The sequence below is a fragment of the Nocardia sp. NPDC003693 genome (assembly GCF_053981095.1).
The window spans coordinates 36,274-60,564 of the sequence record NZ_JBSFNO010000019.1 but is presented as its reverse complement, the minus strand read 5'-3'; the positions used below and the strand labels follow the sequence as shown (position 1 = coordinate 60,564).

Sequence of the window (24,291 nt, the reverse complement as noted above, 5' to 3'; positions counted from 1 at the left end):
CCACGTTCACAGCCTAGAGGTAGCGACACTCCGATGACACGCTGCGGTAGTTCGTGTGTCCCCATCTCGCCCCGTTTTTTACCCATCCGGACCCGGGAATGGCGACGAACCTCCATCGCAGCTGCTTCCCGGCTGTCTCGACATAGAGGTAAACGACCAGAACAATAGCGACCTTGGAAGGCTGATCTGTGGTTCCCACCTCAGTAGTTCGTTCCGCGGTGACCATCGGTGTCGCCACCGAGCGCGGTACCGTGCGTGCCGTGGCCCTCGCCGACACCGGCGACAAGTTGCCCGAGCGCGTGGTGCTGGAGCGGGTGGAGAAGATCACCGGCGATACCAAGGCCGATCTGGCCGCCGCCGTCGAGTTGGTCCTCGAGGAACTCGCGGGCAAGTTGAGCCCCGATCGCGACATCGTCGGTGCGGCCGTGGCCTACCACGATGCCGCCGAACGCCGCGCCATCGTCACCAAGCTGGCCGCCGGCCCGTGGCACGAGGCGTCCATGGTGTCGGCCAAGGCCGCGCATCTCGCGGTGGCTCGCGCCATGACCTGGGTGGACGAGTTCGAGGATCTCGCCATCTGCGAGGTCGTGCCCGGCGCGCAGACCTTCTCCCTGATCGACCCCGAGCGCACCCGCGTGCTCGCCTCGGTCACGCTGAACGGCGGCGGCACCACCGAGGAGGCCATGCGCGCCGCGGTCACCGCGGCCTGGGATCAGTTCGACGCGGCCGGGGTCAAACCGGACGCCGTGGTGCTGATCGGTTCCGCCGCAAGCGGTCCCGCGGTCGTCGGCGCCCTGGAGGCCGGCTTCGGCGCGCCCGTCATCCCGTGCGCGGTGGCCACCGCGGCGCCCGCCATCGGCGCCGCGCTGTCGGCGCTGCCCGAGGTCGAGTACGCCGGTGAGGCGGCCGAGCGGATCCGCCGGGCCAGAGGCACCGCCGCGCTCTTCGCGGCGGCGAGCGTGCTCGCGGGCGGCCTGGTCGCGGGCGGCGTCTACTCCGCGAGCAGCGGGTCCAAGACGGTGCCCGAGCCCATGCTGGCCGACTCCCGCGTCACCACCGAGGCGCAGCCGGTCGACCTGCACACCACGGCCCCGGCCGAAGCCGCGCCGGTCGAAACCGCCCCGGTGGACACCGGTTCGGCGGGCGCGTTCGCGGACGCGCTGCCCGAGGACGCCGCCGTGCCCACCGAGGTGCTGGCGCCGATGCTGGAAGCGCCCGCGCCGGAACCGGATCCGGAGATCGTCGTCATCGATCCGGCCACCCTGAACTGGGGCGGGGCGCTCGATTCGCACGCCGAGGCGCGTCCCTCCAAGCCGCTGGTGAAGTCGCAGCCCGAGCCCCAGACCGGCGGCAATTTCGACTCCATCATCCCCGCGCCGACGCATCCGGTCGGGTCGCCCGCCGAGGGCGGGCTGTTCCCGGGCGAGATCGCGCCGCCCGCTTTAGGCACCCCCGAGTTCGCGAGCTGGTGGGACGGGCACTGGCGCATGATGCTGCAGTGGGCCGCCCAGACCATGCCCCGCGTCTGAGGCGCTGACAGCGCGCGTCCGGCGCGAAATGCCCTGCGCGGGAATCTGATTCTCGGCGCGTGCGGGGGCTGCACCGAGATTCGAGGAGTCCCGGCCCGGTGGGGGCCGGGACTTCTCTGTGTCGTGGGCCGGATCACCCGGCCCCGGGTATCAGACCGACAGTTCCCGGCGCAGCTTGGCCACGTGACCGGTGGCGCGCACGTTGTACTGCGCGACCTCGATCTTGCCGTCCGCGTCGACCAGGAACGTGGACCGGATGACCCCGGTGACGGTCTTGCCGTACATGGTCTTCTCGCCGAAGGCGCCGTAGGCCTGCAGCACCTCTTTGTCCGGGTCCGACAGCAGCGGGAAGGTCAACTCCTCGGCGTCGCGGAACTTGGCCAGCTTGGCGGGCTTGTCGGGCGAGATCCCGATGACCTCCAGCCCGGCGCCGTTCAACTCGGCGAGGCTGTCCCGGAAATCGCAGGCCTGCTTGGTGCAGCCGGGCGTGCTGGCGGCCGGGTAGAAGTAGACGATCACCTTGCGGCCGCGGTAGTCGGCCAGGGACACCTCCTTGCCGTCGGCATCGGGAAGTGTGAAGGCGGGCGCGGTGTCGCCGGGACTGAGTCGGTGGTTCTCGGTCATGCCGCCACCGTAGTAGACGGGCGCGATGCGGTGTGAGCGATACACTCCACAGCACCGCTCGTAAGCGGGCGCGCGAGCCGCAGTCCGGCCGCGCGCGGGGCCTCGAGACGACAGTGCCGCTGAACGCGGCTTTCAGACAGGAGTGTGACGTGGCGAGAGATACCGAGGCGATCGAGCGGGAGATCGAGGCCGCGCGAAGCCGGCTCGCGAACACCCTCGACGAACTCGCGGTGCGGGCCGATCCGCAGCGGTTGGCCGACAACACCAAGCACGCGCTGATCGCGAAGGTGAACGAGCCGAAGATCAAGTACAGCCTCATCGGCGCGGGTGCGCTGGTCGTGACGCTGGTGCTGGTCAAGATTTTCCGCTGAACCCGGCGTAGCGATACGGGACCACGAGAAACCCCCGGTGCCATCGGCACCGGGGGTTTCTCGTAGTCCGGGGTGAATCAGACCGTCGGGCAGGCGAATCCGTCGCCGTCCGGGTCCAGGTGCGGGCCGTAACCGGGCTCGCCGCGGAAGAGCGGGGCGCGGCCGGCATGCCGGGCCTCGTCGCAATTCTTGTACGAGCCACCGGCGGAGCCGGTCTGGGCCAGGTTGGCCGAGCCGGTGGCGCCCGAGCCGGTATCGATGGTGGACGACCCGGTGCCGGAGGATCCCGTGGGCACGTTGGCGAGGGCAACCCCGTGGGCTGCGAAGGTCGTCAGTCCCGCGACGCTGGCGGTGACGAGAAGCCGGCGAACGTTCATGTATTCCTCAATGTCGGCGCAATAGGTTGGTATAGGCCCGGTTCGGCGCGGATTGCCACCGCTGCCGCGGGGTTGCGGCACGGTGGCCGGTACGGGTCCGGCGTCTACTGTTTCTGCGGACCGTTGCATTGTCAACCGGATGAGCTATTCATCCAGGTAAAAGGCTACGGACCGACGCCCCCGCGAAGGTGTTCCGCGGGAAGGGGTCCCGTCCGTTCGCTCCGGAAATCGCTACTGCGGGTAACGATCTCCGGCCGTGCGTCGTGGACGAATTTCCCGTACTTTACGACACGTTCGCCGCCGCGGCCGCGTGCGCGCCGATACACCGGGTTAGTGTCCATGTCAACTAAAGCGGGATATCATGGACCGCATGGTTCGTTGGCTGAGCGACGAAGAACAGGCGACCTGGCAATCCTATATCCGGCTGCGGCAGCGCATGGATGCCGCGATCGCCGCCGGACTGACCCGTGACGGACTGTCCACCTCGGACTACGAGGTGCTGGTCGCGCTGTCCGCGGCGAACGGGCAGTTGCGCGCGAAGGATCTGGGCGCGGAGATCTGCTGGGACAAGAGCAGGCTGTCCAAGCACCTGTCCCGCATGGCCGCGCGCGGACTCATCGATCGCTGTCGGGCCGTCGACGACGCGCGGGGGCGCGAGGTGCGACTGACCGAGGCCGGGCGGCGGGCGCTCGAAGCCGCCGCGCCCAATCACGTGGAACTGGTGCGGCGGCTGTTCATCGACGAGATGGACGCGGGCGAGGCCGCGGCGCTGCGCTCGCTCGCGGACCGGGTGGTCACCGAGGCCGAACGCACCGATCTCGGCTAGCGCTCGGTGTCCGGCCGATCGAACTGCGCGCGCTTCCAATCGCCGAACGGCTCGTCGCGCTCGCGCACGGCCTCGCGGAAACCGGCGGTGGCCGAGCGCATCTGGAAGGCGTAACCCTCGCGGGTGTGCCGGGAGATGCCGTCGAACACGGTGCTGATCATGCCGGAGTTCAGCACGCCCTGGCCGAGCAGCGCGCTGTTGAGCGCCAGTTTGGCCATGACGAGCTGATTGATCGGCACCTGCGAAATACGGTGCAGCAGATCCTCGGTGCGCTCGTCGAGTTCGGCCGCGGCGGGCGCCTCGATGGCCAGGCCCCATTCGGCGGCCTGGGCGCCGCTGAGGCTGTCGCCGGTGAACAGCAGGCGTTTGGCCCGCTGATCGCCGACGCGGTGGGCCCACATGCCCGCCGCGGGAATGCCCCAGGTCCGGGTGGGCGGATAGCCGAAGCGGGCGTCGGCGGCGCAGATGATCTGATCGGCGTACAGCGCGATGTCGGTGCCGCCGGCGATGGCGAACCCGTGCACCTTGGCCACGGTCGGCTTGTTCGCGTGCAGCAGGCTGGCGAAACCGCGGTTGAAGCGCGACATCATGGCGTAGTCGACCATGGGATCCCAGGTGCCCCACGGATTGTGGTTGCGGGCCTGCACCACCGGATCGAGCACGGTGCCCTCGGTGGGCTGCGCGCCCGGCGCGGGTTCCATGCCGTTCTCGGCGAAGATCGACAGGTCGTAGCCGCCGCAGAAGCCCTTGCCGCGCCCGCTCACCACGATGACGTGCACGCGGGGATCGAGATCGGCGCGCTCCACCGCGGTGGCCAGCTCGATCGGGGTGTCCGCGGTGATGGCGTTGCCGCGTTCGGGCCGGTTGAAGGTGATGCGGGCGATGCGGCCGGTCACCTCGTAAGTCAGTGTGCGTCCGGTGAATTCGCCGTCGGGGGCGGGGCGGTCGGCGAAGAGCGAATCGTCGCCGCCGGTCAGCTCATCGCGCCAGGCGGCGGGCCGGGTTCCTGCGTGGTTCTCGAAGTCGGGTGACACTCAAGCAGTGAACCCCCGTTCATTTCTTGCTGTCAAGGGTCCGGTCAGCTGAGCCAGGGCGTGACCGGGGGTTTCACCCAGAGAATCTTCTCGTCGGCCTGCTCGCGCCGCGCGGCCGGATGGCCGGGATTGCGCGCGGCCCAGGAGTCCTTCTCCGCCAGCAGCCGCGCCACGACCTGCCAGGTCTCGTCGGTGCTCGGCGGATTCGCCTCGGCGGCGCGGGCCAGCTTGCGCCGCTCGGCCATGGGCATGGCGAGCAGTTCGGCCCCGGAGATGTCGCGCTGCCAGGTGTAGGCGGCCAGTCGCCGCGCCTTGTCCATGCGGCTGCTGGAGGCGGAATCGGAATGGGCGAAGTCGTTCATGGGCTGCTCACAGGGTTGGGGAACGTCGCTCAGCCTAGTCCAGGGCGGTGACACCGATCCCCGGCGACCGCGCCGCCCCGATCTGCGGCAACCGGACCCCGCGGGGGTGGCGGGCCACTACCGTGGTGGGATGCCGGATGCCAGGGGAGCCGCTGACGTGTTCACCATCGAGACGGCCACCGCCGCGGACTGGTCCCTCGTTCGCGAGTGGGCCGCCGCCGAGGGCTGGAATCCGGGGGAGCGCGACATCGCCGCCTTCTTCGCCCAGGATCCCGAGGGCTTTCTGCTCGGCCGCCTGAACGGGCAACCGGTCTCGGCGATCTCGGTGGTCAACTACGGGACCGAGTACGCGTTCCTGGGGTTCTATCTCGTGCGGCCCGACCGGCGGGGCACCGGACTGGGCCTGGCGACCTGGAAGGCCGGGATCGCGCACGCCGGCTCCCGGACCATCGGCCTGGACGGCGTCCCGGATCGGCAGGACGACTATCGGCGCAGCGGATTCGAACTCGCCTATCGCAGTGCGCGATTCGTCGGCGTTCCCGCCGTGCCCGTGCCCGGCGCCGCCGTGCGCGCGGCCACCGCCGCCGACGCGCCCGCCCTGCATCGCTACGACTCCGGCTGCCTGCCCGCCGATCGGCCCCGGTTCCTGGACGCCTGGCTCGCCGAGCCCGGGCACCACACGGTGGTGCGCGAGGTCGACGGCGTCGTGTCCGGCTTCGGAACCGTCCGTCCCGCACGGGATTCGCTGCGGGTGGGACCGCTGTTCGCCGACAGCGCGGCCGATGCCGGGGAACTGGTCGCGGCGCTGGCCGCGCATGCCGGCGGCCGGGCGCTGGCGATCGACGTGCCGCTGACCAACGCGCCCGCGGTCGAACTGTTCGAGAAGGCCGGGCTGACACCGACCTTCGATACCGCGCGCATGTACACCGGGCCGCTGCGGGCGCACCGGCAGGATCGGGTCTTCGGGGTGACGAGCCTCGAACTCGGCTGAGGGCTCGCCGAAGTCAGAGCGGCCGAATGGATTCGGCCAGCCGGGCGGCCGCGTCGAGGTCGATGGGGGCGTCGGTGTCGCTGAGCCAGGTGATCCACCAGCGCTGCTCGCCCGAGCGCACGACCGCGGCGTAGACCTCGGCGGTGGTGGCGCCGGTGTCGTCGAAATCGACACGGTAGAAGCAGGATTTGCCGGTGGTGTCCCGGCCGGTGAGGTCGTGGCTCGCCTCGTCGATCCGCTGTCCGGAGTCGGGGAAGAAGAACTCGCCCATCCCGCCGCCGAGCTCGCAGGCGGCGCGCGCGTCGTCGGATTCGGCGGCGGCGAACAGGGATTGGTCCAGGCGGCCCAGCAGGATCATGCCGTCGGCGCCGTCGATCCGGGTCAGCGCGGCCTGGCCGAAGACCAGGCCGCCGCCGTCCTGCTGGGGCATCTCCTCCCACCCGGCGGGGGCGGCGAAGCTCATGCCCGCCGCGGAGCTGGTGATCCGGTCGCCCGCGCCGGTGTCCCGGGTGTCGCGCCACTGCCCGAGCGCCAGCACGCCCAGGGCGGCCAGCGCGGCGATCAGCGCGATCACACACCCGAGCACGATCAGGCGCGCGGTGCGCGGCGCGATCGCGGAGTCCGCCTCGGGCACGGCGGTTTCCGGTGACCACTGCGGGTTGGGGTCCACTCGGCGACGCTAACAATCACGCCGAACCGGACAGGGCGGCTCGCCGCGCCGGGAGATCACGATCGGGCCACCCGCAGGCGGGAAAGGCCCCCGGCAGCTACCGGGGGCCCGGATGGGTGTTCGGCAGCGGTCACGAGACCGCACCGATGTAGCCGCCGATCGCGGCGCCGATGGCGCAGCCGAAGATCGCGCCGACCAGGAAGAACCAGATCCCGATCAGAACGCCGACGACGCAGCCGATGACCGCGCCCGCGAAGATGGCTCCGCCGCCTCCGGTGGCGTGCATGAAGGGCAGGTCCTGCGCGGTGATGGCCGCGGCCGCCGGTGTGGGTCCACCGACCGGGGCGAGCGCGAGTTCGGTCTCGCTGTTCAAGGTCGGGGTCACCTCGAATGCCCCGCCGGTGTCCAGGCGCAGGGTGGTCGGTATCGCCCCGACCACGGCTCCGTTGTCCGCGACGACCTGTACCGCGTCCGGGGTGACGACGAATCTGCCGTTCGCCAGCGTGACGACGGCGTTCGAATGATCGGCGGCGAGGGTCGTGGTGTACCCGACCGACCCGTCGGCGCCGCTGTAGCTGAGCCCGGCCTCACCATGCGCTGTCGCCATCGTTATCCCGGTGGCCGCCACCGCGAATACCGCGGTGGCCAAGAGCTTCCGTATGAACATGGTCCTTCCAATCCGTGCGGGGTTTCCCTCTGACGCGTTCCCCCGACGAACGGCTTCGGCTGTACTGGCTAATCGCACGCAATCGGAAATGTGTTTCCGGTCACACTCGATGGAAGCCTCGGATGTGATCGCCCACGGAGATGTATAAGGCTCCGGCCGCACTCGAAACCTGTTCGCCCACCGCTGCGATGCCGGGCGTGTGCGGCTTCGGCGATCTTGCTCGTGCCAGATGCGGTATCCGAGTGAGTGATTCGGGAGCGGGGCGAATGTGGTTCTGCTCACGTTCGGTGTGGGGAGCGGGATCGCGGGTAATCGGGCGACCCGCCGAAGGGATCGGGGCCGGCATCGATTCGGCAACAAAAGAAGAAGGCCCCCGGCGAATCGCCGGGGGCCTTCTGAAGTGCGCCATCAGGGACTTGAACCCCGAACCCGCTGATTAAGAGTCAGCTGCTCTGCCAATTGAGCTAATGGCGCATGCTCCGTGCTTCGCGGCCTCTCCCTCTCGGTGTCGGCCTCTCTGCGGTGCGGTAGAAACATTAACAGGCTCTGCCGCGAAATATGAAATCGCCTGGTTGTCGGTGGTTTTTGCGTGGTTCGAAGATCTCCTCGAACGGTGTTAACGAAGTGCGGCCCGCGGGTGATGAACCGGATGAACCCCGAGGGGTCCGGACGCGTTGTCGTTTGTCAGGTCGGTGGTGCCTGGCAGAATGACTGCAGGCGTGATCTCGACCTGATCCCCGCGGGCGTGGTGGGTCGAACACGTGTGGTCGGGGCCGAATCCTCGGTGTCCAGCTGCGCACCGAGACGTGAATTGGGGTTGCAATGAGTATTGGTCAGGGTCGGCTCCGGTCGAGCCGGCGCCGTTCGACGTGGCTGGGGTCGACGGCGGTGCTGTCCGTCCTCGCCCTCGCCCTGGTGGGCTGTTCGTCGAGCACACCCGATTCCTCTTCGGTCGCAATCGATTCCAACCCCATCAGCGAGCTCGTCAAGCCGAAGCTGATCGCACCGGTCAAGGACGGCCAGAAGGGCTTCTCGCCCGCCGATCCGCTGGTGCTGAAGGTCGAGGACGGCAAGCTCAGCTCGGTCACGCTGACCAACCCCGAGGGCCGCGCGGTCGCGGGGGAGATGGCCGCGGACGGCCGCTCCTGGAAGCTGACCGAACAGCTCGGCTTCGCGCGCACCTACACCCTCAAGGTCGAAGCCATCGGCCTGGGCGGTGCGAGCAGCACCTCGCTGAGCTTCGCCACCATCTCCCCGAACAACCGCACCCACCCCTACCTGCTGCCCGGTGAGAACGAGGTCGTGGGCATCGGTCAGCCGGTGGCCATCCAGTTCGACGAGAACATCCCGGACCGCAAGGCCGCGCAGAACGCCATCAAGATCACGACAACCCCCGCGGTCGAGGGCGCGTTCTACTGGGTGAACAACCGCGAAGTCCGTTGGCGGCCCGAGCATTTCTGGGCGCCGGGCACCAAGGTCGACGTGGCCGTGCAGGTCTACGGCCGCGATCTGGGCAACGGTCTGGTCGGCGACACCGACATCACGTCGAGCTTCACCATCGGCGACGCGACGATCTTCACCGCCGACGACGACACCAAGCAGGTGACGGTCGAGAAGAACGGTCAGGTCGTGCGCACCATGCCGACCTCGATGGGCAAGAACAGCACGCCCACCGACAACGGGATCTACATCGTCGCCGACCGGCACGACAAGATCATCATGGATTCCTCCACCTACGGCGTCGCGGTGAACTCGCCCGACGGCTACAAGACGCCGGTGGACTGGGCGACCCGAATCTCGTACTCGGGCATCTTCTTCCACTCCGCGCCGTGGTCGGTCGGGGCGCAGGGTTCGTCGAACACCAGCCACGGCTGCCTCAACCTGAGCCCGGAGAACGCGCGCTGGGTGTACGACAACGCCAAGCGCGGTGACATCACCATCGTCAAGAACACCGTGGGCGGGACGCTCTCGGGCGTCGACGGCCTCGGTGACTGGAACATTCCGTGGGAGCAGTGGAAGGCCGGCAACGCCGACGACAACCGCTGAGTCAGGACAGCGAAGGGGCGCCGACTGTGTAGTCGGCGCCCCTTTCGCATGCTCGAAGTGTGCGCTGGAACCCGTCGGGGGTTCGGCGTCAGAAGCCGTCGCCGGGCTTCTTCTCCAGGTTGCCGCAGCCGAAGCTGGTCTCGCCCAGGATCGTCCAGGCGCTACCGGTGACCGCGCAGAGCGAGTCGAATTCGCCGAAGAGCAGCTTGTCGAGGTTGGGCAGGCCGAACGAGCCGGTGCCGGTGGAACCGGTGGTGGCCAGGCCGCCCGAGGTGCCGGTGTTGATGTCGTCGGATGATCCGCCGGAACCGGGAGCGATCGTCTGCATCGGGTCGTCGTTCTTCTTCTTTTCGGCGACCGAGTTCGGAACTTCGGACAGGACGATGTCCGCGCTGGCTGCGGGAGCGGCGACCATGATGGCCGCGGTGGCTAGCAAGGTGGTGACGGCGGAACGATTCACGTGGATCTCTCTGGTCGAGCATTGGAAAACGGGGGCCCCGACGCCGCCCGGGTGTCGCCCAGCAGTTTACGAAGATCGAGTGTCACGCGCCACAAATTCCGATACAGTGCCACGTCCGTCACAGCGAAGCGTTATGTCCGAGCCCTCGGCATCCTAGATCGGCGTCGAATGCGTGATATCAATCTGCGGTAGCGCTATCATTGATAGCAACCCTGAGGAGCTGATATCAGATGAAGAGCGTTGTGGTGCGGAACCTATCCGAGGAAGTTCATCGCGCGATAAAGCAGCGTGCGGCCGCCCACGGGCGCAGTGCCGAAGCCGAGCTGCGGCAGATCATCACCGATGCCGTGCAGCCGCCCGGCCGGATCAAGCTCGGATCGCTCCTGGCCGGCATCGGGCGTGACGTCGGGCTGACCGATGACGAGCACGCCGTTTTCGACAACCGGGATCGCACGCCGGCCGAGCCTCTGGAGTTCGACTAGTGATCATTCTCGACACCAATGTCATCAGTGAACCGCTGCGCAAGGCTCCCGATGCGGGAGTGATCGCCTGGATCGACGCTCAGAACCTCGAGACCCTGTACCTGACCGCCGTGACCGTCGGTGAATTGCGTTACGGCGCTGCGCTACTGCCCGACGGCCGCCGCCGTGACATTCTGCTCGAACAGCTCGAGCATCACCTGCTGCCGCTGTTCGCCGGGCGCGTGCTGCCCTACGACCTGGACGCGGCCGAAAGCTATGGACGCTTGATGGCTGCCGCGCGAGCCGCGGGATCTGCCGTCGCGACAGCCGACGGCATGATCGCCGCCATCGCGGACGTGTCGAAATTCAGTGTGGCCACGCGGGATGTCACCCCGTTCGTGGCGGCGGGGATACCCGTGATCGACCCGTGGCGCTAGCCCGCCGCGATCCACCCGCGCACGGATTCGCGTGATCACCGCCCGTTGGCGGGGGCGCGATGCCAAGCGATGGTCTTTTCGATCTCGGTCAACGCGGCCACCTGGGCTGGGCTCAGTAGATCGGTGAAGTGCCGGGCGATCGACGCGTGGTGTCACGGTGTGGCGTCGCGCGGGGCCGTGCGGCCGGCCTCGGCCAGCGGGACGTCGTCCACAGCGAAGCGTTATGTCCGAGCCCTCGCCGCGGGCAGGATCCGGGCCACCGCGCGCACCGGGGCGCCGTCCGCGCCGGGGATATGCAGCGGAAACAGGGACGCTTCGACCGTGTCCCCGGCCTCCTGCGCGGCCAGTACCGCCGCCAGTCCGGTGAGGTTCTCGGCGATCACCGCGTGTGCCCGGCACAGCACCAGATGCGCCGGAATGTCGTGCGCGGGGGTCGGGTCCACGCTGAGCGCGTCGATGCCGACGGTCCGAACTCCGGCGTCGACGAGATAGCGGGCCGCCCGCACGCTCAGGAACGGGTGGCCGAGGTAGTCGTCCGTCCCCCAGAAATCCGACCAACCGGTGCAGATCAACACGATCTGTCCGGGTGCGACCCGCCCCTCGAACGCCTCGGCCCCGATGGCCGTGCGCGTCGCGAGTCCCCGCGCGTCGATGACGACCGCCGGCCCCGTGAAGCGTTCCAGCGGCACCGCGTCCAGGGCGGGCAGCGCGTCGTCGATATGCCGGGGTGCGTCGACGTGGGTTCCGCTCTGTGACCCCATGTGCACCCGCAGCACGTTGACCCCGGCCCCCGGCACCGTCAACGCCGGCTCGATCGCCACCTCCGGGTCGCCGGGATAGACGGGCATGCCGCTGCGCAGTGGAACCGACAGATCGATGAGTCGCACCCCGTCAGCCTCGCGAACCGGCCCGGTCCGCCGCAACCGGCGCGCCGCGCGAGTGCGGGGCCGGAGCTATCCGGTGGTCCGATTCCGGGCGACGGCCTGTTCGATCTCGGTCAGGGCGGTCAGCTGGGCCGGGGTCAGCAGGTCGGTGAAGTGGCGGGCGATCGATGCCCGGTGTGCGGGTGTGGCGTCGCGCAGGGCCGTGCGGCCGGCCTCGGTCAGCAGGACGTCGTCGCCGCGCCCGTCGCGTTCGCAGGCTTCCCGGGCTATGAGACCGCGTTTCTCCATGCGGCCGAGTTGGCGGGACAGGCGACTGTGTGGCCAGTGCAGGTGGGCGGCCAGTCCGCGCACCCGGACGCAGGAATCCGGGGTCCAGAGGTCGTCGATTCCGGTGAGTACCTCGTAGTCGGGCATGGACAGGCCGGTGTCCTGCTCCAGTTCGCGGGCGATCTCGGCGTCGGCGAACAGGTGCAGGCGGCGATAGGCGTGCCAGGCGTCGAGGTCGCGAGCGGTGGGGCGGGACATGGGGTCAGTTTAGCCGATTCTGTTTACATGTAACGAAGTTGCCGCTAGGGTTTGCGTTACATGTAACGGAGATGGAGGCAGGGTCATGAGTGGTATCGAGCGGAACGTCGAGAACGCGGGAATCGTGTTGCACACCCAGGCTTTCGGCGACGCCGGCAACCCGGCGATCGTGCTGCTGCACGGCGCGGGGGATTCCATGCTGGCGTGGGACGAGGAGTTCATCGAGCGGCTGGTGGCCGGCGGACGCTACGTAATCCGCTATGACGCACGGGATTCCGGTAGGTCGTCCAGCTCGGAGGTCGGCGCGCCGCCGCACGATCTGCGCGACCTGGTGGGTGACGCGCTCGCGGTCCTGGATGCCTACGGTCTGTCCGCCGCCACGCTCTACGGCATGTCGGGCGGATCGGCCGTGGTGCAGTTGCTCGCCATCGAGCACCCCGAACGCGTTGCCGCCGTGGTGCTCTCGTCGTCGACCCCGGGTGGCCCGGGCCACGGGGCCGACGATCTCCCGCCCATGACCCTCGAGCTCGCAGCCTTCTTCGGCGGCGCGGCGCCCGAACCGGACTGGTCCGACCCGGCCGCGGTGGCGGAGTACCTGGTCGCCGCCGAACGCCCGTTCGCCGCCACGTCCCGCCCCTTCGACGAGACCGCCCGCCGCGCCCAGGCGACCCGGGTCGTGGCCCACGCCTCGAACATCGCCGCCCAGCTGACCAACCCGTTCCTCCTGGACCCCGGCCCCTCCTGGCGCGACCGCCTCGCCGAGGTCACCGCCCCCACCCTGGTCCTGCACGGCGACGAGGACCCCCTGTTCCCCCTCGCCCACGGCAAGGCCCTGGCCGCCGCGATCCCCGGCGCCCGCCTGCACGTTCTGGCCCACACCGGCCACGAGATGCCCCCGCGCGCGGAATGGGACGCGATCGTCGCGGCCGTCCTGTCCCTGACCGACCCCACCGCCTGATCGGGCGCGGTGACGTTCCTCGGTGCGAATGGATCGGGTCATCGCGTGACCTCCGGCGTAAGCACGGGGTATGTGTGGGTGTGCCGCTGGAAAACACCGTGCAGCACTGTGTTCCGGCACCGGCGACGCCCTCGGGCGAGCGGAGCGTTCGGGACATGCCGACGGCTCCGGTCCAGTCGGACCGGAGCCGTCGCAGCACGCCACGCTCTGGGCTACCGCGCCGGCACTTCCTCCCGCGCGGGCTGCTTGCGCAGCACCGAGTGTTTGCGGCCGTAGGCAACGTAGACGAGCATGCCCAGGGCCATCCAGATCACGAAGCGCAGCCAGGTCTCGATCGAGAGGTTGAGCATCAGCCAGAGGCAGGCCACGGCGGCCAGGATCGGGATCAGGGGGACCAGGGGGACGCGGAAGCCGCGTTTCAGGTCGGGGCGGGTGCGGCGCAGGATCGGCACGCCCACCGCGACCATGACGAAGGCGACCAGGGTGCCGATGTTCACCATTTCCTCGAGGGTGCCGAAGTCCACGAAACCGGCCAGCAGGGCGCAGACCACGCCTACCAGGACGGTCAGGCGGACGGGGGTGCCGTGGTCGCCGGTGCGAGCCAGTGAGCGGGGGAGCAGGCCGTCGCGGGACATCGCGAACAGGATTCGGGTCTGGCCCAGGTACATGACCATGACTACGGTCGACAGGCCCGCGATCGCGCCGACGGAGATGATGTTCTTCACCCAGGTGTCGCCGTGGATGGCGAAAGCCGTTGCCAGGGTGGCGTCCTCGCCCTGCAGCTCGGTGTAGGACACCATGCCGGTGAGGATCAGCGAGACCGCGACGTACAGGACCGTCACGATGGCGAGCGAGCCGAACAGCCCGCGCGGGACGTCGCGCTGCGGGTTCCTGGTCTCCTCGGCCGTGGTGGCGACCACGTCGAAGCCGACGAACGCGAAGAACACCAGGCTCGCCGCGGACAGCAGGCCGAACCAGCCGAACGAGGTGCCGCCGGAGCCGGTGAGCCAGGCGAACAGCGACTGGCGCACGCCCTCGGCGTGCTCGGAGGGCTGCGACGGCGGAATGTACGGCGAGAGGTTGGACGCCTTGAAGTAGGTCGCGCCGACCACCAGCACGAGCGCGATGACGCCCAGCTTGATGGCCACCGCCACCGCCGAAACCCGCGAGGAGAGTTTGGTTCCCGTCGCCAGCAGCGTGCCGACCACCACGATGATCGCCACCGCACCCCAGTCGAACCGCAGCGATCCGAGCTCGATCGACACCTGGTGCCCGAGCAACTCGCCCAGATACTGCGACCAGCCCTTGGCCACGACCGACACCGCCAGCGCGAACTCGAGGATGAGATCCCAGCCGATGATCCAGGCGATCACCTCGCCGAAGGTGGCGTACGCGTAGGTGTACGCGCTGCCCGCCACCGGCACCGTCGACGCGAACTCCGCGTAGCACAGCGCCGTCAGTCCGCAGGCGATCGCCGCGAAGACGAAGGCCAGCGACACCGAAGGCCCGGCAACGGAACCCGCCGTCCGCGCGGTGAGGGTGAAGATGCCCGCGCCGATGACCACGGCCACACCGAAGATGGTGAGGTCGCGGGCCGTCAGGTCCTTGCGGAGCTTGGAATCCGGGTCGTCGGTGTCCCGGATCGACTGTTCAACGGATTTGGTGCGGAACATGCCGCTGGTGATCGCCACGTACTGTCTCCTCCTCGAAACTTCCGGCTCCGCGGTCAGTTCGCCCGCGGAATGGCGTCCAGGCGGCGCTCGGCGAATCGGTTCGCCGCCGCCCCCGCGCCGATGCCCTCGCCGCGCGCGACGGTGATGATGTCGCGACAGCGGTCGTAGATGCGGGCCACATCCGATTCCACGTCCGCCGCTGTGGCCGAACGCAATTCGCCCTCGACCTGGATCAGCCCGCCGGCGTTGGCGACGAAATCGGGAACCCAGGTGATGCCGCGCTCACCGAGGGCGTGTTCCACCACCGGGTGCGCGAGCTGGTTGTTGGCCGCGCCGCAGACGAGTTTCGCTTCGAGCGCCGCCACGCTGTCCTCGGTGAGCGTGCCGCCCAGCGCGCACGGCGCGTAGACGTCCACCGGCGCGGTCCGCACCGTGCTCAACAGTCGCACCGCGGGATCGGCCTGTGAAATCCGTTGTAACGCGGCCTCGTTCACGTCGCTGACGCACACCTCCGCGCCGTCGGCGAGCAGCAGCGCGACGAGCTCGCCGCCGACCTTGCCCGCGCCTTCCACGCCCACGGTGCGCCCGGCCAGGGACGGTGTGCCCCAGACCGCCTCGGCCCCGGCCCGCATGGAGTGGAAGACCCCGAGCGCGGTGAGGCGGGCGCTGTCGCCGGAGCCGCCGGCGGCGACGCTGCGACCGGTCACGTGCGCGGTGTGACGGCCGATGAGGTCGAGGTCGCCGGTGTCGGTGCCGACGTCGCCCGCGGTGATGTACCGGCCGCCGAGGGTGTCCACGAAGCGCGCGTACGCCGCCAGCAGCGCTTCGGTTTTCACGCGGGCGGGATCGCCGATGATGACGGCCTTGCCGCCGCCGAGATCCACCCCGGCCGCCGCGGCCTTGTAGGTCATACCCCAGGACAGGCGCAGCACGTCCTGCAGCGCGGCGGACTCGTCGGCGTACGGGTAGAACCGGGTGCCGCCGAGCGCGGGGCCCAGTGCGGTGGAGTGAATGGCGATGATCGCCTTCAAACCGGTCCGGTCGTCCTCGCAGAACACCACCTGCTCGTGGCTGCGCGGGCTCAGCTCGTGTGAGCGGGCGAAAACCCCTGCGTCGGTGTGCATTGCGGTCACGGGTGCTTCCTTTCTGGATGCCCTGCCCGGTGCGGCCGGGTGGGCCGCCGGGGCGGGGCGCTGGTCGCCGCTGTTCACGGCGGGAGGCCGGGAGTCGGCCGGGGGGTCTCGGTTCGCCGGGCCTCGCGTGTCGGGTGGCCCGGACGGGCGGTGTCGCATGGTCGGTTCAGGCCGAAGCGTGCGGGTCGTGGTTCTCGTCTTTCATTGCGGTACTTGCTATTTCGTGCAATACGAGCAAGTCTGCGCAGAGGTCCGGGCCGCCGTGCCGGTGCGGTCGCGGCGGTCGGAATCGATTCGGGTCGGGATGGTGGATCAGGGGGCGTGATCGGCGCTTGTCGTCGTCCCGATCACCCGGTCGCCCCTCATGCGACCGGGTGATCCGGACCTCGGACGTGCCGGAGCCGGATCAGTAGTCGATGCCGAGCTCCCGCAGTCCGGAGTGGTAGAGCTCGACGGTGCCGAGCTTGATGTCCTCGTAGCCGCGCACGAGATCGGGTAGTCCGGCGGCCCGGACCGCGGTGTCGTAGCCCGCGGTGTCGAGCTCGGCGGCGAGCCGCCGCACCAGGCCGGTGTAGTGGGACAGCAACTCCCGCTCCACCTTTCGCACGTGCGCGTAGCCGAAGGGATCCAGTCGCGTGCCGCGCAGGACCTTGCCCTTGGCGAGAACCTTCAGCGCCACATGTGATTTCGGCCCGAGCCCGATCTTCTTCTTGCGACCGAGCGCGCGCAGGACCGGCGGATGCAGTTTGTAGGTGAGTTTCTCGCCACCGGGCACCTGCGCCCGGACCTCGGCCAGGAAGGCCGGATCCACCAGCAGGCGCGCCACCTCGTACTCGTCCTTGTACGCGGTGAACTTGAACAGTCCCCGCGCCACGGCCGCGCTGAAGTCGGTGCGGTCGGTGATCGCGCGCTCGGCCGACCACGCCAGCCGCACCGTATCGAGGTACCGGCGGGCGACCTTGACGTTCTGGTAGGCGACCAGCTCGCCGGCCCGGCGCTCGACGAGTTCGCGTACCTCACCCTCGAAGGGGGTGTCCGCCAAGAGATTCGCGGGAAGCGCGGGCACGCGGGCCGGCGCTCGCACCGCGTCGACCGCCGCCGCGAAGGCCGCCGGATCCGCGATCGCCACCCGCCCCCAGCGGAAGGCCGCGATATTCGCCGGCACCGCGACGCCGTTGATGCCGATCGCCTCCTCGATCGCCGCCGCGGGCAGCCGCAGCCCGCCGGTCTGCACGGCCGCGCCGACCATGAGGAAGTTCGCCGCCGCGGTGGTGCCGAACAGCTGTTCCGCGGCCGCGAGCGCGTCGAAGTGATGCAGCGAACGGGACACGGTCGCAAGGCGATCCAGCAGATCGGCGACCGGCGGATGCGCGACGGACCGGTCGTACACCATGTCCCCGGTCGGCGTCTCGCTCGTCGATGCCACCGTGATGGTGCCCGCCGGATTGCCGTACTGCAGGTAGCGGTGATCGGCGGCGGTCAGCAGATCGATGGCCAGTACGCAGTCGGCGCTGCCGGGCGTGAGTCGATTCGACGGTTCGAGCGCGGTCGTGGAGAAGCGCAGATGCGAGACCACGGGACCGGCCTTCTGGCTCAGTCCGATCTGATCCAGGCTCTCCACCTCGTACCCGGCGCGCAGCGCGGCCGTGGCCAGTACCTGATTGACGGTCACGATGCCGGTGCCGCCGATGCCCGCGAGCAGCACGTTCTGCGTGCCGACCGGTGCGCCGAACGCGAGGTCGGCTACGGCCGGCGGTTCGGCGGTCGTACGCCCGGAACCCTTGCGGCCCTTCTTGTCCGGGGATACCTCGACGGTGACGAAGGACGGGCAGTCACCGTCCAGGCAGCTGTAGTCGGTGTTGCAGGAGGTCTGATCGATCCGGGTCTTGCGGCCGAACTCCGTCTCGACCGGTTGCACCGACAGGCAATTGGACTTGGTGCCGCAGTCGCCGCAGCCCTCGCACACCGCCTGATTGATCACCACGCGGGTGTTCCGGGTGGGCAGGGTGCCGCGCTTGCGCTGACGGCGGGCATCGGCCGCGCAGTGCTGGTCGTAGATGATCACGGTGACGCCCTCGACCTCGCGCAGCAGCCGCTGCGCCTCGTCGAGCCGGTCGCGGTGCCACAGCAGCGTGCCCGGGGCCAGCGCACGCCGCCTGTGCCGCTTGGGATCATCGGCGCAGATGATGATGCGGCGCACACCCTCGGTGGTGAGCTTGTGCGTCAGTCCCGCGACGGTGAGCCCGCCCTCCACGTCCTGCGCGCCGGTCATGGCGACCACTTCGTTCCACAGCACCTTGTAGGTGATGTTCACCCCCGCCGCCACGCACGCCTGCACCGCCAGCTGCCCGGAGTGGAAGAACGTGCCGTCGCCGATGTTCTGGAACAGGTGCGGGACATCGGTGAACGGGGCCTGCCCGATCCACTGGCTGCCCTCGCCGCCCATCTGGGTGAGCCCGGTGACCGCGCTGTCGCCGCGCCCGGACATGGTGACCAGGGTGTGGCAGCCGATCCCGCCGCCGCCGATCGAGCCCTCGGGCAGCGCGGTGGAACGATTGTGCGGGCAGCCGCTGCAGAAGTAGGGGGTGCGCTTGGCCGCGAGCACTTCCAGCGAGAGTGCCGGGGGAGCGGCCTTTTTCAGCTCGACGCGATCGCGCAGCACCCGGCGCAGCGGCCCGAGTAGTCGCCCGGGGGTGAGTTCGCCGTCGGAGGGCATGAGCGCCGCGCCGCGCTCGTCCAGCTTGCCGACGATGCGCGGCGGTGCGACCGTGCCGTAGAGGATCTCGCGCATCTGGGTTTCGATGAAGGCGGTCTTGTCCTCCACCACCACGATCTGCTCCAGCCCCCAGGCGAATTCGGTGACCTGCTGTGCGCCCAGGGGATACGGCATGCCGATGCGCAACAGGCGAATGCCCGCGCGGTGCAGGGCGGCCTCGTCGACGCCCAGGTCGAGCAGGGCCTGTCGCACGGCGTCGAAAGTGGTTCCGGTGGCGGCTATTCCGAGACGCGCCGTGGGCGGGTCGACCTCGATCACGTCCAGGTTGTTCGCGGCCCCGAAGGCGCGCACCACATCCCAGCGCGGGCCGTACAGATCGGCCTCGGCGAGCACGCTGTCGGTCGGTGCCGCCATGGGCCGTTGCCGGTAGCGGAAAGGCTTGCCCTCCCAGTGGACTTCGGGCACCGTCACCGTGAGGTCGGCGACCGAGCCGTCCACGGTCCACGCGCCGTCCGCCACATCGGCGACGATCTTGAGCGCGACCACGCAGCCCGAGGCGCGCGAGAGGGCCACGCCCCGCATACCCATGGTGATGATCTCTTCGGCGTTGCGCGGGAACAGCACCGGCACACCCATGGCGGCCAGGGACCGTTCGCTGACCGCGGGCACCGTCGAGGATTTCGAGGCCGGGTCGTCGCCGACCAGCAGCAGCACCCCGCCGCGGGCGTTGACCCCGTACATGTTCGCGTGCCGGATCGCGTCGGTGGCGCGGTCCACGCCCGGGCCCTTGCCGTACCAGACCCCGACGACCCCGTCGTGGGTCGGATTGCCCGCGGGTAGATCGGCCTGGCTGCCCCAGACCGCGGTGGCGGCCAGTTCCTCGTTGAAGCCGGGCACGAAGGTGATGTCGTGTTCGGTGAGCACGGTCGGCATGCCCAGCAGCATCTTGTCGACCCCGCCGAGCGGGCTACCCTGGTAGCCGGAGACGAAGGTCGCGACCCGGTGCCCGGCGCGCATGTCGCGCACGTGCTGTTCGACCAGCAGTCTGGCGATGGCCTGAACGCCGGTGAGCAGGACCGGGCCGGAGCCCGAGCGGTAGCGGTCGGCCAACTCGTACGGCGCGGTGGTCCGCGGTAGCGAGGACGGGCAGGCAACGCTGGTCATGAACTACTCACCACTCTTCCCACAGCCCAGGTCGTGAGCTGCGAACGAAGGGACGTAAAGCAATCGGTGCAGCGAAACTTGCCGGGATGGGGTGAGGGTGTCAACAGTCGGTCGAAAAACTGATCAGACTGCTCAAAAGTGATCTGCGGCACTCGCGAGCGGGCAGCATTCTGCTCGAGCGCGAAGAGATCCGCATCACATCAGGGCGTGCCGGGATTTCGGGTCAAATGCTCGACCAGCGGCAGGCAGCGGTATTCGATCGGCGTGGCCAGGGCGAGCATCGTCTCGGTGTGTTTGACGCCGGCGATGGTGTGCACCTGCTGCATGATCGCCAGCAGATCCTGCTGCGACCGGGCCGCTATGCGCACGAGCAGATCGGCGCGGCCGGTGGTGGCGTGCACTTCCAGGACGTTCGGAAACGCGCGCAGCGCTTCGACAATGGCGTCCATCTTGTTCTGATCGAGTTCCACGCCGACATAGGCGTGCACCGCGAAACCCAGGGCCTGCAGATCCACGTTCGGCGGATAGCCGCGCACCGCCCCGGCCGATTCCAGGCGTTTCATCCGGGCCTGCACGGTATTGCGGGCGACCCCCAGCCGGGACGCCAATTCCAGGATCGGCGTTCGCGGGTCGCGCGCCAATTCCGCCAGCAGCGCGGAATCCAATGCGTCGATCTTGATGGTCATGCCGCATTCTGGCACAGCGATTCCGGTGCGAATTCAGGCTGCGCCGGGCGGTCGTTCGAATTGTTCGGCGATGCGCACGAGCAGGTCGGCGGGGTCCGCGGGCGGGGCCTGACGGCGCCAGACCGCCCGGAACTTGCGGGTGAGGGCGGCGTCGGCGACGGGGACGGCCACGAGTGCGCCGGAGCGCAGGTCGGGTTCGGCGATCAGGCCGCTCAGGATGGCCGGGGCGAGGCCGCCGCGCGCGGTCGCCAGGATGGCGGCGGCCGAGCCCAATTCGGCTGCGGGGCGGGCGGGTTCGGCGGTGGCGGCCAGGATCTCCCACACCGTGTCGCGGGTGCCGGAGCCGGGTTCGCGCCACAGCAGGGCGGTGCGGGCCAGCTCGGGGACGGTCACCGCGGTGCGCCGCGCCCACGGGTGCCCGGGCGCGACCACGACCACCAGGTCGTCGCCGCCCAGGACCCGGCTGACCAGCTCGGCCGGCGGATGCGGCCCTTATGAGGTGCGCACCGTTCGCCGGCTACCGCCGGGCCCCGTCCCCGCGATGGTTGAACCGTGCCCCTGCACCTTCTCGAACCGGCGGGCACCGATCTCCAGGGAGGCTTGCAATGACTTTCGTCATCGGCGCGGATTGCGTGGATGTGCTCGACCGCGCCTGCGTGGAGGAATGCCCCATCGACTGCATCTATGTCGGCGGCCGCATGGCCTACATCCAGCCCGACGAGTGCATCGACTGCAACGCCTGCGAACCCGCCTGCCCCGTCGAGGCGATCTACTACGAGGACGACATGCCGCCCGGGCAGGAGGATTTCGTGACCGAGAACGCACGGTTCTTCACCGACGTCCTCCCGGGCCGGACCGAGCCCGTCGGTTCTCCCGGCGGCGCCGCGAGAGTCGGTGCGGTGGGCGCGGATACGGAGTACATCGCGAACTTCCGGCCGTAGCGCGGGAGCGCGGAAAACGACGAAGGCCCCGATCCGGAGATCGGGGCCTTCGTTCTCGGGTGACCGACGGGACTCGAACCCGCGACAGCCAGGATCACAACCTGGTGCTCTACCAACTGAACTACGGTCACCATCGCCGGTTGTTTCCGGCGCGATAGATCGTAGCGCGACCCGGCGCCGAGAACCTAATCGGCTGGTTGGGTCGTATTTTCGGTCTGCTTTTCGGCATTCAGTTCGGCGGCGACGGCGGCGATCTCCGCGGTCGACGGGCCGGGGGCGGGGACGAACGCGGTGCGGCGGTAGTAGCGGAGCTCCTTGATGGACTCCTTGATGTCGGCCAGGGCGCGGTGCGACAGGCCCTTCTCCGGCTGGCCGAAGTAGATGCGCGGGTACCAGCGGCGGGCCAGCTCCTTGATCGAGCTGACGTCGATCATCCGGTAGTGCAGGTGCGCGTCCAGGGTGGGCATGTCGCGAGCCAGGAAACCGCGATCGGTGGCAATCGAATTGCCGGCCAGCGGCACGGTGCGCGGGGTCGGCACGTACTGCTTGATGTAGTCCATGATCTGCTGCTCGGCCTCGGCCAGGGTGACCGTGGAGCGCCGGACCTCGTCGGTGAGCCCGGAGCGCGCGTGCATCTCCACCACCACCGGCGGCATGGCTGCGAGGGCGGCGTCGTCGGCGTGGATCACGATGTCCACACCCTCGCCGAGGATATTGAGGTCACTGTCGGTCACGAGCGCGGCGACCTCGATCAGCTTGTCGCTGTCCAGGCGTAGGCCGGTCATCTCGCAATCTATCCACACCACTTTGTCTGACACCTGGGAAAGGGTAGTCGTTTCGCCTTCCCCGACCCCCGCGCCCGGCCGCGTCGGCCCACTCTTGCCGTTCGACCGGGCATTATCTTTGCCAGCGCGCCGCGAGAACCAGGCGGTCGGCATGTTGGTTGGGCAGTTCGTCGGAGCAGTCGCAGTTGGCAGAGCAGACGGAGGGAAGCGCGATGACCACCCCGCAGGAGAAGGCAGCGGCGGCACGGAAGGCCGCCGAGGACGCGGCGCGGCTCGCTGCGGAAGCGGCGGCGGCCGCCGAGGCCGCCGAACAGGAGGCCGCGGCACAGGAAGCGGCCGACAAGGCCGCGGCCGAGCCGGCGCAGGGGTCGAAGACCGGCGCGGGCAAGGCCGCCGCCGCCGACGCGACCCCCGCCGCCGCCGACACCGCCGCCGCGCAGAGCATCGCGGCGGGCTACGCCTTCGAGGGCCTGGCCCTCGAACTCGGCACCGTCATCGTGAACGGGACCGTGCACCCCGACGCGCGGGTGCGCATCCCCATGAAAACCATGAACCGGCACGGCCTCATCGCGGGCGCGACCGGCACCGGCAAGACCAAGACCGTGCAGGGCATCGCCGAACAGCTCTCCGCCGCCGGGGTTCCGGTGGTGGTGGCCGACATCAAGGGCGACCTCTCGGGATTGGCGCAGCCCGGCCAGGAGAACGACAAGATCCGCACGCGCGCACAGGAAACCGGTGATCCGGACTGGAAGCCGACGGGCTTCCCGTGCGAGTTCGTCTCCCTGGGCACCGACGGCATCGGGGTGCCGATCCGCGCCACGATCACCTCCTTCGGCCCGATCCTGCTGTCGAAGGTGCTCGGGCTCAACGAGACCCAGGAATCCACGCTCGGGCTGATCTTCCACTGGTCGGATCAGAACGGCTTCCCGCTGCTCGATCTGAAGGACCTGCGCGCGGTCATCACGTTCCTGACCAGTCCCGAGGGCAAGGAGGAGCTCAAGGGCATCGGCGGCGTCTCGGCGACCACCGCCGGCGTCATCCTGCGCGCACTGGTCAACCTCGAGGCCGACGGCGGCGACACCTTCTTCGGTGAGCCGGAGCTGGATCCGGCGGACCTGCTGCGGGTGGCCGGCGGGCAGGGCGTGATCACCCTGTTCGAACTCGGCGCGCAGGCCGCGCGCCCGCAGATGTTCTCGACCTTCCTCATGTGGGTGCTCGCCGATCTGTTCCAGACGCTGCCGGAGATCGGCGACATGGACAAACCCAAGCTGGTCTTCATCTTCGACGAGGCGCACCTGCTGTTCACCGGGGCGTCCAAGGCGTTCCTGCAGCAGGTCGAGCAGACGGTCAAACTCATTCGTTCCAAGGGCGTCGGCGTCTTCTTCTGCACCCAGCTGCCCACCGACATCCCCAATCCGGTGCTCTCGCAACTGGGTGCGCGCATCCAGCACGCGCTGCGCGCCTTCACCCCCGAGGACCAGGCGGCGCTGTCCAAGACGGTGCGCACCTACCCCAAGACCGCGGTCTACGACCTCGAAAAGTCGCTCACCTCTTTGGGTATCGGAGAGGCCGTGGTCACGGTGCTCTCGGAGAAGGGCGCCCCGACCCCGGTGGCGTGGGCGCGCATGCAGCCGCCGCGCTCGCTCATGGACACCATCGGTGACGACGGAATCCGTTCCCGCGCACAGCAGTCCACGCTGTACGGCAAGTACGGACAGACCATCGACCGGGATTCGGCCTACGAGATCCTGGCCGAGAAGCTCGCGGCCGCCGCCGCGGCGGCTCCGGAAGCGCCCCCTGCGCGCGGCCGGGCCAAGGCGGAGCCGATCGACGAATCCATGGCGGAGAAGATCGTGAACAACACCGCGTTCAAGAACTTCCTGCGCTCGGCGGCCACGGTCGCCGGCCGGGAGATCAGCCGCAGCATCTTCGGCACCCGGAAGCGCTGACGCGTTCGCCGGATTCGGTTGC

General features: G+C 69.3%; 24 protein-coding genes, 2 tRNA genes and 1 pseudogene. 10 read left to right on the top strand and 17 right to left on the bottom strand.

Annotated elements, in window-relative coordinates:
- The first annotated feature begins 218 nt into the window (after window positions 1-218).
- Window positions 219-1,529, top strand: a complete 1,311-nt coding sequence (locus ACWDOP_RS21485) for a hypothetical protein (RefSeq protein WP_456346487.1) — start codon at window positions 219-221, stop codon at window positions 1,527-1,529.
- A gap of 150 nt (window positions 1,530-1,679) precedes the next feature.
- On the opposite strand, the gene bcp is transcribed toward ACWDOP_RS21485, so the two are convergent.
- Window positions 1,680-2,153 carry a thioredoxin-dependent thiol peroxidase gene (bcp, locus tag ACWDOP_RS21480; RefSeq protein ID WP_456346486.1) on the bottom strand — a complete coding sequence of 158 codons (474 nt, stop codon included), beginning with the start codon at window positions 2,151-2,153 and terminating at the stop codon, window positions 1,680-1,682.
- Window positions 2,154-2,302: 149 nt separating this feature from the next.
- Here bcp and ACWDOP_RS21475 point away from each other — a divergent pair, with 149 nt between their 5' ends.
- Window positions 2,303-2,524, top strand: a complete 222-nt coding sequence (locus ACWDOP_RS21475) for a DUF3618 domain-containing protein (RefSeq protein WP_354989321.1) — start codon at window positions 2,303-2,305, stop codon at window positions 2,522-2,524.
- A 77-nt stretch (window positions 2,525-2,601) separates the two neighbouring features.
- Here the strand turns inward: ACWDOP_RS21475 and ACWDOP_RS21470 are convergent, their stop codons facing one another.
- Complete coding sequence (locus ACWDOP_RS21470) at window positions 2,602-2,901, bottom strand: excalibur calcium-binding domain-containing protein (protein ID WP_454207379.1); 300 nt, start codon at window positions 2,899-2,901, stop codon at window positions 2,602-2,604.
- Window positions 2,902-3,271: 370 nt separating this feature from the next.
- Between ACWDOP_RS21470 and ACWDOP_RS21465 the strand changes: the two genes are divergently transcribed.
- A complete protein-coding gene (locus ACWDOP_RS21465) occupies window positions 3,272-3,727 on the top strand; it encodes a MarR family winged helix-turn-helix transcriptional regulator (RefSeq protein ID WP_456346485.1) in 456 nt (151 codons plus the stop codon).
- Here ACWDOP_RS21465 and ACWDOP_RS21460 read toward each other — a convergent pair.
- Window positions 3,724-4,761: a crotonase/enoyl-CoA hydratase family protein gene (locus ACWDOP_RS21460; protein WP_456346484.1), complete on the bottom strand. Its 1,038-nt coding sequence runs from the start codon at window positions 4,759-4,761 to the stop codon at window positions 3,724-3,726. The two genes, ACWDOP_RS21465 and ACWDOP_RS21460, sit on opposite strands and share 4 nt — an antisense overlap.
- 44 nt (window positions 4,762-4,805) lie before the next feature.
- Window positions 4,806-5,123 (bottom strand): hypothetical protein, encoded by a 318-nt coding sequence (locus tag ACWDOP_RS21455; RefSeq protein ID WP_456346483.1) that lies wholly within the window; start codon window positions 5,121-5,123, stop codon window positions 4,806-4,808.
- 130 nt (window positions 5,124-5,253) lie between these two features.
- Between ACWDOP_RS21455 and ACWDOP_RS21450 the strand changes: the two genes are divergently transcribed.
- Window positions 5,254-6,114, top strand: a complete 861-nt coding sequence (locus ACWDOP_RS21450) for a GNAT family N-acetyltransferase (protein WP_456346482.1) — start codon at window positions 5,254-5,256, stop codon at window positions 6,112-6,114.
- Between the two features lie 13 nt (window positions 6,115-6,127).
- Here ACWDOP_RS21450 and ACWDOP_RS21445 read toward each other — a convergent pair whose 3' ends face one another.
- The 3 genes from ACWDOP_RS21445 to ACWDOP_RS21435 form a co-directional block, all read right to left on the bottom strand.
- Window positions 6,128-6,784, bottom strand: a complete 657-nt coding sequence (locus ACWDOP_RS21445) for an APA family fibronectin-binding glycoprotein (protein ID WP_456346481.1) — start codon at window positions 6,782-6,784, stop codon at window positions 6,128-6,130.
- Window positions 6,785-6,914: 130 nt separating this feature from the next.
- Window positions 6,915-7,451, bottom strand: coding sequence for a hypothetical protein (locus tag ACWDOP_RS21440; RefSeq protein WP_456346480.1), 537 nt, complete (start codon window positions 7,449-7,451; stop codon window positions 6,915-6,917).
- Between the two features lie 401 nt (window positions 7,452-7,852).
- Window positions 7,853-7,925 (bottom strand) — tRNA-Lys (locus ACWDOP_RS21435).
- A gap of 348 nt (window positions 7,926-8,273) precedes the next feature.
- Between ACWDOP_RS21435 and ACWDOP_RS21430 the strand changes: the two genes are divergently transcribed.
- Window positions 8,274-9,497, top strand: a complete 1,224-nt coding sequence (locus tag ACWDOP_RS21430) for a L,D-transpeptidase (protein ID WP_454207390.1) — start codon at window positions 8,274-8,276, stop codon at window positions 9,495-9,497.
- A gap of 88 nt (window positions 9,498-9,585) precedes the next feature.
- On the opposite strand, the gene ACWDOP_RS21425 is transcribed toward ACWDOP_RS21430, so the two are convergent.
- A complete protein-coding gene (locus ACWDOP_RS21425) occupies window positions 9,586-9,957 on the bottom strand; it encodes a hypothetical protein (protein WP_454207391.1) in 372 nt (123 codons plus the stop codon).
- 230 nt (window positions 9,958-10,187) lie between these two features.
- On the opposite strand from ACWDOP_RS21425, the gene ACWDOP_RS21420 reads away from it, so the two are divergent.
- Both ACWDOP_RS21420 and ACWDOP_RS21415 read left to right on the top strand, forming a co-directional pair.
- A complete protein-coding gene (locus ACWDOP_RS21420; protein WP_454207393.1) occupies window positions 10,188-10,439 on the top strand; it encodes a FitA-like ribbon-helix-helix domain-containing protein in 252 nt (83 codons plus the stop codon).
- Entirely contained in the window at window positions 10,439-10,855 is a 417-nt protein-coding gene (locus ACWDOP_RS21415) for a PIN domain-containing protein (protein ID WP_454207395.1), read from the top strand. The genes ACWDOP_RS21420 and ACWDOP_RS21415 overlap by 1 nt, the downstream gene beginning before the upstream one ends.
- A 221-nt stretch (window positions 10,856-11,076) precedes the next feature.
- On the opposite strand, the gene ACWDOP_RS21410 is transcribed toward ACWDOP_RS21415, so the two are convergent.
- Both ACWDOP_RS21410 and ACWDOP_RS21405 read right to left on the bottom strand, forming a co-directional pair.
- Window positions 11,077-11,742, bottom strand: coding sequence for a cyclase family protein (locus ACWDOP_RS21410; protein WP_456346479.1), 666 nt, complete (start codon window positions 11,740-11,742; stop codon window positions 11,077-11,079).
- 66 nt (window positions 11,743-11,808) lie between these two features.
- A complete protein-coding gene (locus tag ACWDOP_RS21405) occupies window positions 11,809-12,264 on the bottom strand; it encodes a MarR family winged helix-turn-helix transcriptional regulator (RefSeq protein WP_456346478.1) in 456 nt (151 codons plus the stop codon).
- 85 nt (window positions 12,265-12,349) lie between these two features.
- Here ACWDOP_RS21405 and ACWDOP_RS21400 point away from each other — a divergent pair, with 85 nt between their 5' ends.
- Window positions 12,350-13,222 carry an alpha/beta fold hydrolase gene (locus tag ACWDOP_RS21400; RefSeq protein WP_456346477.1) on the top strand — a complete coding sequence of 291 codons (873 nt, stop codon included), beginning with the start codon at window positions 12,350-12,352 and terminating at the stop codon, window positions 13,220-13,222.
- Window positions 13,223-13,434: 212 nt separating this feature from the next.
- Here ACWDOP_RS21400 and ACWDOP_RS21395 read toward each other — a convergent pair whose 3' ends face one another.
- From ACWDOP_RS21395 to ACWDOP_RS21375, 5 genes and pseudogenes are all read right to left on the bottom strand, one after another.
- Window positions 13,435-14,895, bottom strand: coding sequence for an APC family permease (locus tag ACWDOP_RS21395; protein ID WP_456346546.1), 1,461 nt, complete (start codon window positions 14,893-14,895; stop codon window positions 13,435-13,437).
- Window positions 14,896-14,948: 53 nt separating this feature from the next.
- Window positions 14,949-16,019: a Glu/Leu/Phe/Val family dehydrogenase gene (locus ACWDOP_RS21390; protein WP_456346545.1), complete on the bottom strand. Its 1,071-nt coding sequence runs from the start codon at window positions 16,017-16,019 to the stop codon at window positions 14,949-14,951.
- Window positions 16,020-16,434: 415 nt separating this feature from the next.
- Window positions 16,435-19,908: an indolepyruvate ferredoxin oxidoreductase family protein gene (locus ACWDOP_RS21385; RefSeq protein ID WP_456346476.1), complete on the bottom strand. Its 3,474-nt coding sequence runs from the start codon at window positions 19,906-19,908 to the stop codon at window positions 16,435-16,437.
- A 200-nt stretch (window positions 19,909-20,108) separates the two neighbouring features.
- Window positions 20,109-20,594, bottom strand: coding sequence for an Lrp/AsnC family transcriptional regulator (locus tag ACWDOP_RS21380; protein ID WP_454207408.1), 486 nt, complete (start codon window positions 20,592-20,594; stop codon window positions 20,109-20,111).
- Between the two features lie 33 nt (window positions 20,595-20,627).
- Window positions 20,628-21,086, bottom strand: a pseudogene (locus ACWDOP_RS21375) (LysR substrate-binding domain-containing protein); the annotation flags it as partial.
- A 113-nt stretch (window positions 21,087-21,199) separates the two neighbouring features.
- Between ACWDOP_RS21375 and fdxA the strand changes: the two are divergent.
- On the top strand, window positions 21,200-21,535 hold the full coding sequence (gene fdxA, locus ACWDOP_RS21370) for a ferredoxin (RefSeq protein WP_456346475.1): 336 nt from the start codon (window positions 21,200-21,202) through the stop codon (window positions 21,533-21,535).
- A 58-nt stretch (window positions 21,536-21,593) separates the two neighbouring features.
- On the opposite strand, the gene ACWDOP_RS21365 is transcribed toward fdxA, so the two are convergent.
- Window positions 21,594-21,666: transfer RNA gene (locus ACWDOP_RS21365), tRNA-His, on the bottom strand.
- A 54-nt stretch (window positions 21,667-21,720) separates the two neighbouring features.
- Window positions 21,721-22,353, bottom strand: a complete 633-nt coding sequence (orn, locus tag ACWDOP_RS21360) for an oligoribonuclease (protein ID WP_454207414.1) — start codon at window positions 22,351-22,353, stop codon at window positions 21,721-21,723.
- Between the two features lie 179 nt (window positions 22,354-22,532).
- Between orn and ACWDOP_RS21355 the strand changes: the two genes are divergently transcribed.
- Window positions 22,533-24,269, top strand: coding sequence for a helicase HerA-like domain-containing protein (locus ACWDOP_RS21355; RefSeq protein WP_456346474.1), 1,737 nt, complete (start codon window positions 22,533-22,535; stop codon window positions 24,267-24,269).
- Window positions 24,270-24,291: the final 22 nt, after the last annotated feature.